We start from the raw sequence: 14,655 nt of genomic DNA on the forward strand, positions 1-14,655 counted from the left end.
GGTTTATAGAGGCGGGCCATGGACACGCGTCAGACCCTGCTCGACCATTGTTCGCGGCACCTCGGCACCTTGCGGAACGAGGGCCGCTACCGGGACTTCACGCGGCTGGAGAAGATCGCCGGCCGCTTCCCGACCTACCGCTGGCACGGCCCGGGAGGTCAGGGGCCGGGTGGGGCGCGCGAGATCACCGTCTGGTCGGCCAACGACTATCTCGGCATGGGCACCCACCCCGCCGTGCTGGACGCGGCGGCCGGGGCGGTGGCGGCGCATGGCGCGGGCGCCGGCGGCACGCGCAACATCTCCGGCACCTCGCCGCTGCACGCCGCGCTGGAGGATGAGCTGGCCTCCTGGCACGGCAAGCCGGCGGCGCTGCTCTTCGGCAGCGGCTACCTGGCCAACCAGGCGGCGCTCTCCGCGCTGCTCGCCGCCCTGCCGGGCATGGAGGTGTTCTCGGACGCCATGAACCATGCCTCGATGATCGACGGCATGCGCCGCAGCCCGGCGAAGCGCCACATCTGGCGCCACAACGACCTCGGCCACCTGGAGGAACTGCTCCGCGCCGCCGACCCCGCCGCGCCGAAGGTCATCGCCTTCGAGAGCGTCTATTCCATGGAAGGCGACGTCGCGCCGCTGCACGCCATCTGCGACCTCGCCGAGAAGTACGACGCCATCACCTATCTCGACGAGGTGCACGCCGTCGGCCTCTACGGGCCGCAGGGCGCGGGCATCGCCGAGCGGGACGGCGCGGCGGCGCGGATCGACGTCATCGAGGGCACGCTGGCCAAGGGCGTGGGCGTGTTCGGCGGATACATCGCCGGCGCGGCGGATCTCGTGGACTATGTGCGCTCCGTCGCCGGCGGGCTGATCTTCACCACCGCCCTGCCGCCGCCCACCGTGGCGGCCGCGCTGGCCAGCATCCGCCACATCCGCGCCGATGCCGCGCTGCGCGAGCGGCTCGCATCCCGCGCCGCGGCGCTGAAGGCGGCGCTGGACGCCGCCGGCCTGCCGCGGCTCGACAGCCACAGCCACATCGTGCCCGTCCCCGTGCCGGGGGCCGATGCCTGCCGCGCCGTGGCGCGGCGGATGCTGGAGGAATTCTCGATCTACGTCACGCCGATCAACTACCCCACCGTGCCGCGCGGCACGGAGCGGCTGCGCCTCTGCGCCACGCCCTTCCACGACGATGCGATGATCGCGGAGCTGGTGCGGGCGCTGGGGGAGGTGCTGCGGGTGGCGAAGGCCGCCTGAAGAAAAGAAAGGCCGGGGGAGAAGGAATTCTCCCCCGGGCCCCCTCATCTTTTCCTGTCAGTTGGCGCCGTAGCCCGCCACGCGCGGCAGCCAGAGCGCGATGTCGGGGAAGGCGATCAGCAGCCCGGTGCCCGCGGCCAGCATCAGCATGTAGGGGATGATCGAGCGGTTCACCTCGGCCAGCGGCGCGCCGGTGATCGCCTTGATGACCACCAGGTTCATCGCCACGGGCGGCGAGATCAGCGCCATCTCCAGGCTCAGCGTCAGCAGCACGCCGTACCACACCTTGTCGATGCCGAGCTGCGCCAGCACCGGCAGGATCGCCGGCATGGTCAGCAGGATGATGCTGAAGCTCTCCAGCACCAGGCCGAGCAGGAACAGCAGCACCATCATCGCCACCAGGAAGCCGGTGCGGCTGAGGCCCCACTCCAGCACCAGCGCCGTCAGCTCCTGCGGCACGCGCAGCTTGGTCAGCATGTAGCCGTAGATGGCGGCGGCGGCGATGATCATCAGCAGCATGGCACTGGTCCGGGTGGCCTCGCCCACCCCCTCCAGCAGGTCGCGCCAGCCCAGCGTGCGGTAGATCAGCGCCGCGATCAGGATGGCGTAGAGCGTGCCGGTGCCCGCGGCTTCGGTGGCGGTGAACACGCCCATGTAGATGCCGCCCAGCACGAAGATCGGCAGCGAGAGCGACCAGCCGGCGCGCCGCAACGCCAGGGCGGCGTTCTCCGGCGGCGGGTCGTCGGCCGGCGCCACGGCGCGGCCCTCCGTCAGGTAGCAGTAGAGTGCGAAGGCGCAGGCCATCATCAGCCCGGGCAGCAGCCCGGCCAGGAACAGCGCGCCCACGCTGGTCTCGGTGACATAGGCGTAGAGCACCATCGGCGCCGAGGGCGGGATGAGGATGCCCAGCGTGCCGCCGCCCGCCACCACGCCGAAGGCGCCCTTGCGGCTCATGCCGTAGCGCAGCATCTGCGGAATGGCGATCTTGCCCACGGTGAGCGCCGTGGCCACCGAGGAACCGGAGATGGCGGCGAAGATGGTGCAGGCGGCGACGGTGGCGATGCCGACGCCGCCGCGCACCCCGCGCAGCAGCGCGAAGGCGGCGGCGTAGAGGTCGTCCACCACCCGGCCGCGCACCATGACATGCGCCATCAGCATGAAGAGCGGGATGGCCACCAGCAGGTAGCCGTCGAGCTGGCCGATCACCAGCTCGCCCAGCGCCGGCACGCCGCCCTCCACCCAGAGCAGCACGCCGAGCGGGAGCAGGAACAGCGCCACGAACATCGGCACGCCGAGATAGAGCACGACGAACAGCGCCGCGAGCAGGGCCAGGAAGGTCATGGGCGGTCTCTGTGTCCTTACTCGCCGCGCGCCAGCGTGTCGCGCGGCAACTCCTCCGCCCCGTCGGGCAGGTAATCCGGCTCCTGGCCCAGCGCCAGCACCACCGACTGCGCCAGCGCCACCACCATCAGCAGCGCCGCGCCCAGCGGCAGCAGCGCCTGGATCCACCAGACGGGCACGCCGTCGATCTCGGTCATCACGCCGATCATGCGGCTGAAGGCCACCGTCTCCAGCCCGGCATGCAGCAGGATGCCCGCCACCAGCGCCACCGAGAGGGTGGAGACGAGCCGCGCCCCGCGCGCCGCGTGGCCGCGCAGGGCGTTGGTCAGCACATCGACGCCGATATGCTCGAAGCGCCGCTGTGCCTCGGGCGCGGCCAGCAGCACCAGCGCCACCACCAGCCAGCCGGCGGTCTTGTCGATCCAGGGCTGCGGCAGGCCGGCCAGGTAGCGCGCCACCACCGAGACGGTGACGAGCACCAGGCACAGCGCCGTGGCCACGGCCCCGAGCGCCGCCGCCGCGCGCGACACCGCCGCGGCCACGGCCGAGACGGCGCGCGCGGCCGGGCTCATCGCGGCCTGTTCCGTCCCGGCGGGCGGCCTCACAGGGCGCGCAGCAGCTCGATGGCGCGGGCGCCGCCCTCCGGCGCCAGCTTCAGGAAGGCATCGACCACCGGCTTCTGCATGGCGCCGCTCCAGGCGGCGCGCTCGGCCTCGGTCTGCTCGTGCACCGCCATGCCCTTGGCCTTCAGCTCGGCCAGGGCCTTGGCGGCCACGTCCTCGGTGAGCGGGATCTGGTCGCGCTCCGCCTGGGCGGCGGATTCGGCGATGATGGCGCGGTGCGCAGGGCTAAGCCCGTCGAACCAGCGCGGGTTCACGTAGACATGGGTGAACACGCAGAACCACGGCGTGACGGTGCCGAACTTCTGGAACTCGTAGAAGCGGCGGGAGACGGCGGCGGAGACATCCGTGAGCCCCGCATCCAGCACGCCCGATTGCAGCGCCTGCGGCACCTCCGGCCCCGGCATGGCGGAGGGGGCGGCGCCCACGGCGGTCAGCGCATGGTCGGTCAGCGCGTTCAGGCCGCGGATCTTGAGGCCCTTGAAGTCCTCGGTGGCGATGATCGGCTTGCGGTTGCTGGTGAAGATGGCCTGGCGCGTGGTGTAGAGCCACATCAGGTTGCGCACGGCGCGCTTCTGCAGCAGCCCCTCCAGGTACTGCGCCGCCGGGGAGCCGGGGAACTTCCGGATCCGCTCCAGCTCGGTGAAGAGGTAGGGCAGCGTCAGCACGTTCATCTCGGGCAGCGTGTTGCCCCACTGGAAGTTCACCGCCGCCGCCGCCTCGAAGGCGCCGCGCGCCACGCCGGGGAAGTTCTCGCCCGCCTTGGCCAGCTGCTCCGCCGGGAAGACCTGCACCTCGATCGCGCCCTGGCTCTTCGCCTTCACCCGCTCGGCGAAGGCGGCGAGGATGGTGGCGTGCTGGTGGCTCGGCGGAAACTGGTGCGACAGGCGCATGGTGACCGCGCCCTGCGCCCGCGCCAGGCGCGGCAGGGCAGGGGCGGCGAGGCCGGCCGTGGCGGCCAGGAGCAGATGGCGGCGTTGCATGGAACGAGATCCCCCGGAAGGCTTCTGCGCCGTGTTTGCTGCGGTGCAGCCCGGGGGTCAACAGTTCCGGCAAGCTTTTGCCGATGCCCTGGTATGTTTGTTTCAAATCTCCCGTCCGGCGCGCAACGAGCTGCGGGGGGGGCGGAGACCGGGCACGAAAAAGCCCGCTTCCGGCGGGAGGCGGGCTGATCAGGGGTATGGACCGGGATGGTGGGCGCGACAGGGATTGAACCTGTGACCTTCCCCGTGTCAGGGGGACGCTCTCCCGCTGAGCTACGCGCCCATTCCGGTCGGGGCGGGTAACTATCGCGGCGGGGGCGGGCTGGCAAGGGGTGATTGCGCGGGGACGGCAAAAGCTTTGCGGCCCCGCGAGTCGTGACAGCAGGGTTGCGCTATGGCTTGATGCGGCCGGATCATGGATCTTCCTCTGACGCTTCCCGCGGGGCAGCAGCACCCCGGCCCCTTCCTGCTCTCGCGCCCCGATGCGTGGCGGGCGCCGCTGGTGTTCGCCTCGCCGCATTCGGGGCGGGACTACCCGGCCGCCTTCCTCGCCGAATCGCGGCTCGACGCGCTGTCGGTGCGCCGCTCGGAGGATGGCTTCGTCGACGAGCTGTTCGCCGCCGCGCCTCTGCACGGCGCGCCGCTGCTCGCCGCCACCTTCCCGCGCGTCTATTGCGACGCCAACCGCGAGCCCTGGGAGCTGGACCCGGCGATGTTCGACGGGCCGCTGCCTTCCTGGGTGAACAGCGCCAGCCCGCGGGTGGGGGCGGGGCTCGGCACCATCGCCCGCATCGTCGCCAGCGGCGAGCCGGTCTACCGCCGCCGCCTGCCCTTCCGCGAGGCGGAGGAGCGGGTGCAGCGCTGCTGGCAGCCCTATCATGGCGCGCTTTCCGGGCTGATCGCCGAATCCAAGGCGCTGTTCGGCTGCTGCCTGGTGGTGGACTGCCATTCGATGCCCACCCACCCCGCGCATCCGCCGAACGCGCCCGACATGGTGCTGGGTGACGCCCATGGCACCGCCTGCGCGCCGCGCGCCGTGCGGCGGGTGGAGGAGCAGCTCTGGTCGATGGGCTACCGGGTGCGGCGCAACGACCCCTATGCCGGCGGCTACGTGACGCGCCATTACGGCCGCCCGCGCGAGGCGGTGCATGTGCTGCAGATCGAGATGGCGCGCAGCCTCTACATGGACGAGGCGGCGATCGAGCGCCTGCCCGGCATGGGCCAGCTGCAGCGCGACCTGACGGCGATGATCGCGGCGCTGACGCGGATGGACTGGGCCTTCCTGCGCGGCTGAGGGCCGGCCTGCGCGCGGCGCGCCCTTCCGTGGCCGGCGCGCGGGCAAAAAAAAGGCGGTGCCGAAGCACCGCCGAGTTTAGGGAGGAAACGTCCAAGAAAGACAACAACGCAGTGCGTTGCTGCGAGAGGGAAGATAGGCGGGCGATCATTCGTGTGCAAGCGGTTTTTCGCGCTGCAACACGAGTTTTGCCTGCGTTTTCAGCGAGCCCTCATGCGCACTTTGCATAACAAGCGGGCGGCTGCCGGGTTGCACGACAAAAAACCCCGCACAGGCCATAAGCCTGGGCGGGGCTTTGCACAGCATCCGGGCAGACGGCCCGTTGCGGCGGGGTCAGGCGGCGAGGGCTTCCTCGGCGTCCAGCAGGCCGGCCACGGCATGCACCACGGCGGCGATGCGCACCGCGGCCTGCACCTGCTCGGTGCTCACGCCGCCATGCTTCACCACCTTCTCATGGCTCTCCATGCACATGCCGCAGCCATTGATGGCGGAGACGGCGAGCGACCAGAGCTCGAAATCCACCTTCTCGACGCCCGGCTTGCCGATGACGTTCATCCGCAGCTTGGCCGGCAGGCCCGGATAGTCGCCGCCCACCAGATGGGTGAAGCGGTAGTAGATGTTGTTCATGCCCATGATGGCGGCGGCGGCCTTGGCGGCGGTCAGCGCCTCGGGCGAGAGCTTCGGGCCAAACTCGGCGACGAGGGCGCGGATCACCTCGGCGTTGCGGCTGGCGATGGCGCTGGCGACGAAGGTGCCGGCCAGCTTCTGCGTGTCCAGCACCGGCTCGGTGGCCAGGCTGCCGAGGTTCAGCTTCAGGTCGCGGGCATAGTCGGGCAGGCGCGCGCGCAGGGCTTCGAGCGACATGGGGTGTCCTCCGGGATCGGGGGGATCGGGGCGGGTCGGGCGTGGGGAAGACGATGGGCGGAGCCGGCGAGCAGCCCGCCGGTTCGGCGCACCGGGCCCCGGAAGCCTTGCCCCCCGGCGTGGCCGGGGGGAGGCGGGGCCGGGTGCTGGCCGGCGCCGTGGCGCCGGCCCGCTTCCGGTCTCAGGCGGCCTGGAACAGCTCGGCGGGCTTCAGCGTGTCGCCGCCCTTGTTCCAGTTGCAGGGGCAGAGCTCATCGGTCTGCAGCGCGTCGAGCACGCGGACCACTTCCTGCGGGTTGCGGCCGACGTTCAGGCCGTTCACCGAGGCCCACTGGATGGTGCCCTCGGGATCGACGATGAAGGTGGCGCGCAGCGCGACGCCGGCCTGCTTGTCCAGGATGCCGAGCGCGGTGGAAAGCTCGCGCTTCACATCGGCCAGCATCGGGAAGGGCAGGTCGTGGATGTCCTTGTTGTAGACGCGCCAGTTCAGGTGCACGAACTCGCTGTCCGTCGAGGCGCCGTAGACGACGGCGTCACGGTCCTCGAACTCCTGGTTCAGCTTGCCGAAGGCCGCGATCTCGGTCGGGCAGATGAAGGTGAAGTCCTTCGGCCAGAAGAAGACGATCTTCCACTTGCCGGCGTCCGACTCGTTGGAGATGTCGACGAAGGACTTGCCGGGGCCTTCCAGACCTTCCGGGCCACCCTTCACGGCGGTCAGGTTGAAGGCGGGAAACTTGTCGCCAACAGTCAGCATGCGTGGTTACCCCCAATGACAGCTTTTCATGCGGGGGCAGGATCGCGCCTGCCCCGGCCGTGGCTTGTTATGTATGCTGCAACGCACACATGCCAATGAATAGTTTTCGATACAATCATCGTCTGGATCGATGACCATCCTCCCCAGCCCGCAGCAACTCCGCTACCTCGTCGCCCTGGCCGATCTCGGCCATTTCGGGCGGGCCGCCGCGGCCTGCGCGGTGACCCAGTCCACCCTCTCGGCCGGCATCATCGCGCTGGAACGCCAGCTCGACGCCGCCATCCTCGAGCGCGGCCCGGGCAAGCGCCCGGTCTTCACCCCGCTGGGGCTGGAGCTGGTGCGCCGCGCCCGCGCCGCCCTCTCGGCGCTGGCGGCCGTGGCCGAGACGGCGGCGGCGGCGCGCGACCCGCTCTCCGGCCCGCTGCGCCTGGGCGTGATCCCGACCATCGGCCCCTTCCTGCTGCCGCGGCTGATGCCGGCGCTGCGCCAGGCCTTTCCCCGCCTCCAACTCTGGCTGCGCGAGGACCTGACCGAGCGGCTGGCCGAGGACCTGGCGGCCGGGCGGCTGGACCTGCTGCTGCTGGCGCTGCCCGCCCTGCTGCCGGAGGCGGAGGTGGTGCGGGTGGCGGAGGACCCGTTCATCGTCGCCCTGCCGCAGGGGCACCGGCTGGCGGCGGCGCCCGCCGTGCCGCTGGCCGCGCTGGGGGCGGAGCGGCTGCTGCTGCTGGAGGACGGCCACTGCCTGCGCGACCACGCCCTGGCCGCCTGCAGCCTGCCGGGTGCCGGCGAGACCTTCGCCGCCACCAGCCTGCACACGCTGGTGCAGATGGTGGCCGGCGGCCTCGGCGTCACGCTGCTGCCGCGGCTGGCGGTGGAAGGCGGCGTGCTGGCCGGCGCCAACGTGGCGCTGCGCCCGCTGGAGACGCCGCAGGGGCGCGGGCTGGGCCTGGCCTGGCGCGCGCGCTCGCCCCGCGCGGCGGAGTTCCGCAACATGGTGCCGGCGGTGGCGGCCGCCATCGCCGCCCCCGTCTCCGCCCCCGTCGAGTCGGAGCGCAGCCTGGAAGCGCCGGCTGAAGGCAACCCTCCGCCGCCCCGGGCCGTTCTGCCCTTGTCCATTTCATGACAAGGGAGACAGGTTGTGGCAGGCACGATCGGACGGATCGTCAGGGCGCTGGCGCAGGGCGCGGTGCGGCGGCAGCAATACCGGGCCATGGGCGCCGTGGGTCTGCGCGGCTGGAAGCTGGACCTGCTGCGCGCGCTGCGTGGTGGCCGGCGTGGCCCTGCGGCGCATCCGGAGATGCCGCCGCGCGCGCCACGCCGTGATTGACATTCGCGCCCCCGGCCCCTAAACGCGCCCGCTCTAAGAGGGTGCCCCATGAAAATCCGTAACAGCCTGAAGAGCGCCAAGACGCGCGACAAGAACTGTGTGCTGGTGCGCCGCCGTGGCCGCCTGTACGTGCTGAACAAGAAGAACCCCCGGCTGAAGGCCCGCCAGGGCTGATATCCGGCGCCGCCCCTCGCGGGCGGTTGCAGCAGGCTTCTTCCGCCTGAAAACGACGCCGTGGTGCGCACCATGGCGTCGTTTTTGCGTGCGCGTGCTGCTTGCCCGGCGCCGGCCCGCGGCCCATCCTCCGCAGCAACGAGACTGGCGCGAGGACCCGACCGATGATCGAGCTGCCCCCCCCGAACCCGGCCGTGCTGGCGCGGCGGGCGGAGATCGTCGCCGCCCTGCGCGCCCTGGTGCCGGACACCGCCCTGGGCCACGGCGTCATCGGCGACGAGACGCGCCTCAAGGCCTATGAGACGGACGGGCTTTCCGCCTACCGCCAGCCGCCGCTGGCCGTGGTGCTGCCCACCAGCACGGCGCAGGTGGCGGCGGTGCTGCGCTATTGCCACCAGAACGGCATCCGCGTGGTGCCACGCGGGGCGGGCACCAGCCTCTCCGGCGGCGCCCTGCCGCTGGCCGATGCGGTGGTCATCGGGCTGATGCGGATGAACCGCATCCTGGAGGTGGATTACGACAACCGCCTCGCCGTGGTGGAGGCTGGCGTCACCAATCTCGGCATCACCCAGGCGGTGGCGGCGGAAGGCTTCTTCTACGCGCCCGACCCCTCCAGCCAGCTCGCCTGCATGATCGGCGGCAATGTGATGATGAATTCGGGCGGCGCGCACTGCCTGAAATACGGCGTGACGGCCAACAACCTGCTGGGCGTCACCTTCGTCACCATCGAGGGGGAGGTGATCGAGATCGGCGGCGGGCATCTCGACGCGGCGGGCTATGACTGGCTGGGCCTCATCACCGGCTCGGAGGGGCAGCTCGGCCTCGTCACTGAGGTCACGGTGCGTATCCTGCGCGCGGCGGAAGGGGCGCGCGCCATGCTGGCCGCCTTCCGCAGCAACGAGGTAGCCGGGCAGGTGGTGGATGCCATCATCGGCAGCGGCATCATCCCCGTCGCGCTGGAATTCATGGACCGGCCGGCCATCCATGCCTGCGAGGCCTTCGCCCATGCCGGCTACCCGCTCGATGCCGAATCCCTGCTGATCATCGAGGTGGAAGGCAACCTGGAAGAGCAGGACATCCTGCTCGGAAAACTGAAAGAAATCTGCGGCCGCTTCGACCCGATCAGCCTGCGCGTGGCGGAGACGGCGGAGGAAAGCCTGGCCATCTGGAAGGGCCGCAAGGGCGCCTTCGGCGCGGTGGGGCGGATCAGCCCGGACTATCTCTGCATGGACGGCACCATCCCAACCGGCGAGCTGCCGCATGTGCTGCGCCGCATCGGCGAGATGAGCGAGAGCTACGGGCTGCAGGTGGCCAACATCTTCCACGCCGGCGACGGCAACCTGCACCCGCTGATCATGTTCGACGCCAACGATCCGGAGAGCTTCCGCAAGGCCGAGGCCTTCGGCGCCGACATCCTAACGCTCTGCGTCGAGGTGGGGGGCTGCCTGACGGGCGAGCATGGCGTTGGCGTCGAGAAGCGCGACCTGATGGGCGTGCAGTTCACGCGCGCGGAGCTGGACCGGCAGCGCGCCATCAAGAGCGCCTTCGACCCCGCCTGGCTGCTGAACCCGGCCAAGGTCTTTCCGCTGGACGGGCTGCCCGCGGCGGCCACCACCCCGCGCGCCGCCTGAAGCCCGGAGACCGACCTTCCATGACCGATCTCCTGCTGCCGCCCGACGAGGCGAGCCTCGCCGAGGCGGTGCGCGAGGCCGCCGCCGCCCGGCTGCCGCTGGCCATTGAGGGGAACGGCACGCGCCGCGCCAGCCTGCGCCCGGTGCAGGCCGCCCGCACCCTCTCCACGCGCGGCCTCACCGGCATCACCCTGAACAAGCCGGCCGAGCTGGTGCTCTCCGCCCGCACCGGCACGCCGATGCCGGAGATCGAGGCGGCGCTGGCCGCGCAGGGCCAGATGCTGCCCGCCGAGCCGCCGGATTTCTCCGCCCTGTTCGGTGCCGACCGGCCGGCGACGCTGGGCGGCATGGTGGCGGCCCATCTCTCGGGGCCGCGCCGGATCGGCCCTGGCGGCGCGCTGCGCGACCAGGTGCTGGGCGTGCGCGCCGTGACGGGCGATGGCGAGGTGATTCGCTCCGGCGGGCGGGTGCACAAGAACGTCACGGGGCTCGACCTCTGCAAGCTGCTGGCCGGCAGCCACGGCACGCTCGGCGTGCTGACCGAGATCACGCTGAAGCTGGCGCCGCGCCCGGAAGGCAGCCTGACGCTCGCGGTGCGGGTTGCGGAGCTGGCGGCGGGGGTGCGGGCGCTCTCGGCGGGGCTGGGCAGCCCCTTCGGCGTCAGCGGCGCGGCGCTGCTGCCGCGCGGCGCGCCGGGCCTCGGGCTGGATGGCCCCGTGGCGCTGCTGCGGCTGGAGGATTTTTTTCAGTTCCTGCCGCACCGCGCGGGGGCGCTGCGCGGCCTGCTGGCCGGGCATGGCACGGTATCGCTGGTGGAGGGCGAGGACTCGCTGGCGCTGTGGCGCGCCGTGCGCGACGCCGCCCTGCTGGAGGCGGCGCCGGAGCAGGCGGTGTGGCGCCTCTCGGTGAAGCCGACCGCCGCCCCCGGCGTGGCCCGTGCCCTGGAGGACGGTTTCGGCGCCCGGCTGCTGCTGGATTGGGGCGGCGGCCTGGTCTGGGTGGCCGGCCCCGCGACGGAGGCGGCGCACCGGGCGGTGATGGCGGCGGCGCAGGCCGCGCGTGGCACCTTCACCCTGTTCCGCGCCCCGGATTCGCTGCGGGCGGCCGTGCCGGTGGTGCCGGAGGAACCGGCCGCCCTGGCTGCCATCGGCGCCCGCGTGAAGGCGGTGATGGACCCGATGGGCATTCTCAACCCCGGCCGCCTGCGCGCCTGAACCGGCAGAAGAAAGAAGAAGGCCAGGGGAATTCCTTCCCCTGGCCTTCTTCAATCCCAGCCCGCCGGCGTGCGTTCCATCTCCGCCGCGTGCCGGATGGCGCTGACGCGCCCGAGCGGGCTGTCCCGCTCCTCCAGCAGGCCGGCGACATCCTCCTGTCCCGGGTCCTGCGCCGCCAGCCCGCCTTCCACCCGCCCCAGCCCGCGCAACCACTGCCCGGTGGCGGCGAGGGAGACGCGCACATGCCAGGAGCCGCCCTCCTCCGCCCGGCGCAGCAGCGCGGCCTGGATGCCCAGCGCCAGCAGGTAGCCTGAGGCGTGGTCCAGCGCCTGGCAGGGCAGGGGGCGTGGCGAATCCGGCGTGCCGGCGGCCTCCGCCTCGTCCTGGTTGAAGCCGGTGGCCGTCTGCACGAGCGAATCGAAGCCGCGCCGCCCCGTCCAGGGGCCGAGATGGCCGTAGGCGGAGAGGCTGGCGCAGATCAGCCCTGGCCGCAGCGCCGCCAGCGCCTCCGGCGAGACGCCGCGTGCCGCCAGCGCGCCGGGGCGATAGGATTGCAGGAACACATCCGCGCCCCGCACATGCTCCTCCAGCGCCGCCTTCTCCGCCGGCTGGCGCAGGTCGAGCAGCAGGCGGCGCTTGCCGCGGCCGGTGTCCATGTCCAGCGCCGGGATGGTTGGCAGGTGGGCGGCGCCGATGTGCAGCACCTCCGCCCCATGCGCGGCGAGGCAGCGCCCGGCCACCGGCCCGGCGATGATGCGCGTCATCTCCACGACGCGCAGGCCCGCGAGCGGCCGCGTGGCGAGCGGCGGCAGCTTCGTGGGCGGCGCCGCGCCGATTCGCTCCAGCAGCAGGGGCGGCTGCCCGGCCGGGGCCGCGGCCTGCGGGTGCGCGGCCCATTCCGCGGTGCCGCGCGGCGCGGCGGCGCAGAGCCCGGCCGTGGCGGCCGCCTCCTCCAGCTCCAGGGCGCGCCAGCCGCGCAGGGCGGCGGCCACTCCCTCGCGCGTGGCGGGCGGCTCGCCCAGCAGGCGCAGCATGCCCGCCCGGTGATGGGGGAAGTTGGTGTGCAGCCGCACCGCGCCGCCATCGCCGCAGCGGTAGAGCCCGGCGATGGCATCCCAGGGGTCCGGCGGCAGGGCGCCATCCAGGCGGAGATGGCGCTCGCTGCGGAACTCGGCGGCGGCGTGGCGCATGGAGACGCGCACCGCCTGCGCCTGCCCGCCCCGCTGGCGGTGGATCTCGGCGGCGGCGAGGGCGGCGGCGGCGATGCTGGCCTGCGCCGCGGCGCCGACATGGAAGGAGGATGGCTGGACCGGGTCCTCGCCCTCCAGCCGGGCCTGGCCGAGCAGGGCCCCGGGCAGGCCGGCCACCTGGAGCAGGCCGCGCAGGGCGTCGGCGCCGGCAGTCCTGACCATGGCAACACTCCCTCGACAGGAGTGTCCGAGCCTGTCAGCCGGCCTTCACCCTGTCCAGCGGGCGGAGGGTCTCAGGCGCGGTCGAACCAGGAGGGGGCGCGGCGGACGGGCTCCTGCGCGACGCGGGTGTCCGGCCGGTAGATCTCCATCAGCCGAGCCTGGCGCGCCACCTCGGAACTGCCGCCCAGCACGGGGTAGGATGGGACAGAAACAGGATTGGTTTCGGGGCGTGGCGTAGGCTGGATAATCACGTTGTCCTCCAGGGAGCAAAGCCCGTCCCGGGCTTTCCTGGATGCAACTTAGGGTTGGTATGTTGCTACAAAATTTATGAACCGGATGCTTTTTTGAAGCGCACCCGATCCGGCTTGCATCCTTTCCCCAACCTTCCCACCCTGGCGGGCAAGGAACGGACCCACCGATGCAAACCAGCTTTTCGCCCGCGCAGCTCGCCGACCCCGACACGCGCGAATCCAACACCATCCTGCGCAGCTGCGTGCATTGCGGCTTCTGCACCGCCACCTGCCCGACCTTCGTGCTGCTGGGCGACGAGCTGGATTCGCCGCGTGGCCGCATCTACCTGATCAAGGACATGCTGGAAAGCGGCAAGCCGGCCACCGAGGCGGTGGTGCGGCATGTCGACCGCTGCCTCTCCTGCCTCTCCTGCATGACGACCTGTCCCTCCGGCGTGCACTACATGCATCTGGTGGACCATGCCCGCCGCTACATCGAGGAAAGCTACACCCGCCCCTGGCCGGAGCGGATGCTGCGCCGGGTGCTGGGCGCCACGCTGCCCTATCCACGCCGCTTCCGCGCGGCGCTGGCGGCGGCGCGGCTGGCCCGCCCGCTGGGCGGGCTGATCCCCGGCCAGGGCAGCACGGCGCGCCGGCTGCGGGCCATGCTGTCGCTGGCACCCGCGAGCCTGCCCTCGGCGAGCGACTCGCAGGCGCCGCGCATCCACCGTGCCGAGGGCGCGCGGCGCGGCCGCGTGGCGCTGCTCACCGGCTGCGCGCAGACGGTGCTGGCGCCTTCGATCAACGAGGCCACCATCCGGCTGCTGACCCGCATGGGGCTCGAGGTGGTGGTGACGGCGGAGCAGGGCTGCTGCGGCGCGCTGAACCACCACATGGGCCAGCACGACCCGGCCATGGCGCTCGCCCGCGCCAACATCGCCGCCTGGACGCGCGAGATCGATGGCGAGGGGCTGGACGCCATCGTGGTGAACGCCTCGGGCTGCGGCACCACGGTGAAGGATTACGGCTTCATGTTCCGCGAGGAGCCGGAGCCCTGGGCGGCGCGCGCCGCCGCCGTGGCGGCGCGGGCGAAGGATGTCTCGGAGGTGCTGCAGCAGTTCGGCTACGCGCCGAGCCGGCCCGCGCCGGGCCTGACGGTGGCCTACCACGCCGCCTGCAGCCTGCAGCACGGGCAGAGGATCACCGCGGTGCCGAAGCAGCTGCTGCTGAAGGCGGGCTTCACGGTGAAGGAGCCGGCCGAGCCGCATCTCTGCTGCGGCTCGGCCGGCACCTACAACCTGATGCAGCCCGAGATCGCCGGGCAGCTCAAGGCGCGCAAGCTGGAGAATCTGCGGCGCACCGGAGGGGCGGTGATCGCCAGCGGCAATATCGGCTGCCTGACGCAGCTCGGCGGCGAGGCGATGCCGGCCATCCACACGGTGGAGCTGCTGGACTGGATGGCAGGCGGCCCGCGGCCCGCGGCCCTGCCACAGGGCGTGGCGGGTGGTGGGGCACCGCCGATGGCCGCCGAATAGGGCGGCCCGGCCCCCCGCGGCGCGCGGG

The 14,655-nt window shown here is 72.1% G+C and carries 15 protein-coding genes and 1 tRNA gene; 8 read left to right on the top strand and 8 right to left on the bottom strand.

The window, feature by feature from the left end; translation table 11 throughout:
- Nucleotides 1–18: 18 nt before the first annotated feature.
- Nucleotides 19–1,248, top strand: a complete 1,230-nt coding sequence (gene hemA / locus ACFOY6_RS10780; RefSeq protein WP_379650648.1) for a 5-aminolevulinate synthase — start codon at nt 19–21, stop codon at nt 1,246–1,248.
- 57 nt (nt 1,249–1,305) lie between these two features.
- On the opposite strand, the gene ACFOY6_RS10785 is transcribed toward hemA, so the two are convergent.
- The 4 genes from ACFOY6_RS10785 to ACFOY6_RS10800 form a co-directional block, all read right to left on the bottom strand.
- A complete protein-coding gene (locus ACFOY6_RS10785; RefSeq protein ID WP_109516861.1) occupies nt 1,306–2,589 on the bottom strand; it encodes a TRAP transporter large permease in 1,284 nt (427 codons plus the stop codon).
- Between the two features lie 17 nt (nt 2,590–2,606).
- The gene (locus tag ACFOY6_RS10790; protein ID WP_379650650.1) at nt 2,607–3,161 is read right to left on the bottom strand and encodes a TRAP transporter small permease; all 555 of its coding nucleotides are present in this window, start codon (nt 3,159–3,161) and stop codon (nt 2,607–2,609) included.
- Nucleotides 3,162–3,190: 29 nt separating this feature from the next.
- Nucleotides 3,191–4,192, bottom strand: a complete 1,002-nt coding sequence (locus ACFOY6_RS10795) for a TRAP transporter substrate-binding protein (protein ID WP_379650652.1) — start codon at nt 4,190–4,192, stop codon at nt 3,191–3,193.
- A 208-nt stretch (nt 4,193–4,400) separates the two neighbouring features.
- Nucleotides 4,401–4,475 (bottom strand) — tRNA-Val (locus tag ACFOY6_RS10800).
- 132 nt (nt 4,476–4,607) lie between these two features.
- Here ACFOY6_RS10800 and ACFOY6_RS10805 point away from each other — a divergent pair.
- On the top strand, nt 4,608–5,486 hold the full coding sequence (locus tag ACFOY6_RS10805; RefSeq protein ID WP_379650654.1) for an N-formylglutamate amidohydrolase: 879 nt from the start codon (nt 4,608–4,610) through the stop codon (nt 5,484–5,486).
- Nucleotides 5,487–5,819: 333 nt separating this feature from the next.
- Here ACFOY6_RS10805 and ACFOY6_RS10810 read toward each other — a convergent pair whose 3' ends face one another.
- Together ACFOY6_RS10810 and ACFOY6_RS10815 are read right to left on the bottom strand one after the other, a co-directional pair.
- Nucleotides 5,820–6,350: a carboxymuconolactone decarboxylase family protein gene (locus tag ACFOY6_RS10810; RefSeq protein ID WP_379632812.1), complete on the bottom strand. Its 531-nt coding sequence runs from the start codon at nt 6,348–6,350 to the stop codon at nt 5,820–5,822.
- A 181-nt stretch (nt 6,351–6,531) separates the two neighbouring features.
- Nucleotides 6,532–7,104 carry a peroxiredoxin gene (locus ACFOY6_RS10815; RefSeq protein ID WP_109516866.1) on the bottom strand — a complete coding sequence of 191 codons (573 nt, stop codon included), beginning with the start codon at nt 7,102–7,104 and terminating at the stop codon, nt 6,532–6,534.
- A 130-nt stretch (nt 7,105–7,234) separates the two neighbouring features.
- Here ACFOY6_RS10815 and ACFOY6_RS10820 point away from each other — a divergent pair, with 130 nt between their 5' ends.
- The 5 genes from ACFOY6_RS10820 to ACFOY6_RS10840 all read left to right on the top strand — a co-directional run bounded on the left by ACFOY6_RS10820 (nt 7,235) and on the right by ACFOY6_RS10840 (nt 11,450).
- Entirely contained in the window at nt 7,235–8,227 is a 993-nt protein-coding gene (locus ACFOY6_RS10820) for a hydrogen peroxide-inducible genes activator (protein ID WP_379650656.1), read from the top strand.
- A gap of 15 nt (nt 8,228–8,242) precedes the next feature.
- Nucleotides 8,243–8,431 (top strand): hypothetical protein, encoded by a 189-nt coding sequence (locus ACFOY6_RS10825; protein WP_146201869.1) that lies wholly within the window; start codon nt 8,243–8,245, stop codon nt 8,429–8,431.
- Between the two features lie 48 nt (nt 8,432–8,479).
- Nucleotides 8,480–8,605, top strand: coding sequence for a type B 50S ribosomal protein L36 (gene ykgO / locus ACFOY6_RS10830; RefSeq protein WP_099094591.1), 126 nt, complete (start codon nt 8,480–8,482; stop codon nt 8,603–8,605).
- A gap of 164 nt (nt 8,606–8,769) precedes the next feature.
- Nucleotides 8,770–10,236: an FAD-linked oxidase C-terminal domain-containing protein gene (locus ACFOY6_RS10835; RefSeq protein ID WP_379650658.1), complete on the top strand. Its 1,467-nt coding sequence runs from the start codon at nt 8,770–8,772 to the stop codon at nt 10,234–10,236.
- Between the two features lie 20 nt (nt 10,237–10,256).
- Complete coding sequence (locus ACFOY6_RS10840) at nt 10,257–11,450, top strand: FAD-binding protein (protein ID WP_379650660.1); 1,194 nt, start codon at nt 10,257–10,259, stop codon at nt 11,448–11,450.
- Between the two features lie 50 nt (nt 11,451–11,500).
- Here ACFOY6_RS10840 and ACFOY6_RS10845 read toward each other — a convergent pair whose 3' ends face one another.
- The gene (locus ACFOY6_RS10845) at nt 11,501–12,862 is read right to left on the bottom strand and encodes a CoA transferase (protein WP_379650662.1); all 1,362 of its coding nucleotides are present in this window, start codon (nt 12,860–12,862) and stop codon (nt 11,501–11,503) included.
- Nucleotides 12,863–12,933: 71 nt separating this feature from the next.
- On the bottom strand, nt 12,934–13,113 hold the full coding sequence (locus tag ACFOY6_RS10850) for a hypothetical protein (RefSeq protein ID WP_379650664.1): 180 nt from the start codon (nt 13,111–13,113) through the stop codon (nt 12,934–12,936).
- A 167-nt stretch (nt 13,114–13,280) separates the two neighbouring features.
- Here ACFOY6_RS10850 and glcF point away from each other — a divergent pair, with 167 nt between their 5' ends.
- Entirely contained in the window at nt 13,281–14,627 is a 1,347-nt protein-coding gene (gene glcF / locus ACFOY6_RS10855; protein ID WP_109516871.1) for a glycolate oxidase subunit GlcF, read from the top strand.
- Nucleotides 14,628–14,655: the final 28 nt, after the last annotated feature.

Origin of the sequence: Teichococcus aestuarii (assembly GCF_042651065.1) — a bacterium.
Taxonomy (GTDB): Bacteria; Pseudomonadota; Alphaproteobacteria; order Acetobacterales; family Acetobacteraceae; genus Pseudoroseomonas; species Pseudoroseomonas aestuarii.

Coding starts and splice junctions, on each gene's coding strand:
- hemA (WP_379650648.1), top strand. CDS start 19: ATGGACACGCGTCAGACCCTGCTCGACCATTGTTCGCGGCACCTCGGC.
- ACFOY6_RS10785 (WP_109516861.1), bottom strand. CDS start 2,589: ATGACCTTCCTGGCCCTGCTCGCGGCGCTGTTCGTCGTGCTCTATCTC.
- ACFOY6_RS10790 (WP_379650650.1), bottom strand. CDS start 3,161: ATGAGCCCGGCCGCGCGCGCCGTCTCGGCCGTGGCCGCGGCGGTGTCG.
- ACFOY6_RS10795 (WP_379650652.1), bottom strand. CDS start 4,192: ATGCAACGCCGCCATCTGCTCCTGGCCGCCACGGCCGGCCTCGCCGCC.
- ACFOY6_RS10805 (WP_379650654.1), top strand. CDS start 4,608: ATGGATCTTCCTCTGACGCTTCCCGCGGGGCAGCAGCACCCCGGCCCC.
- ACFOY6_RS10810 (WP_379632812.1), bottom strand. CDS start 6,350: ATGTCGCTCGAAGCCCTGCGCGCGCGCCTGCCCGACTATGCCCGCGAC.
- ACFOY6_RS10815 (WP_109516866.1), bottom strand. CDS start 7,104: ATGCTGACTGTTGGCGACAAGTTTCCCGCCTTCAACCTGACCGCCGTG.
- ACFOY6_RS10820 (WP_379650656.1), top strand. CDS start 7,235: ATGACCATCCTCCCCAGCCCGCAGCAACTCCGCTACCTCGTCGCCCTG.
- ykgO (WP_099094591.1), top strand. CDS start 8,480: ATGAAAATCCGTAACAGCCTGAAGAGCGCCAAGACGCGCGACAAGAAC.
- ACFOY6_RS10835 (WP_379650658.1), top strand. CDS start 8,770: ATGATCGAGCTGCCCCCCCCGAACCCGGCCGTGCTGGCGCGGCGGGCG.
- ACFOY6_RS10840 (WP_379650660.1), top strand. CDS start 10,257: ATGACCGATCTCCTGCTGCCGCCCGACGAGGCGAGCCTCGCCGAGGCG.
- ACFOY6_RS10845 (WP_379650662.1), bottom strand. CDS start 12,862: ATGGTCAGGACTGCCGGCGCCGACGCCCTGCGCGGCCTGCTCCAGGTG.
- glcF (WP_109516871.1), top strand. CDS start 13,281: ATGCAAACCAGCTTTTCGCCCGCGCAGCTCGCCGACCCCGACACGCGC.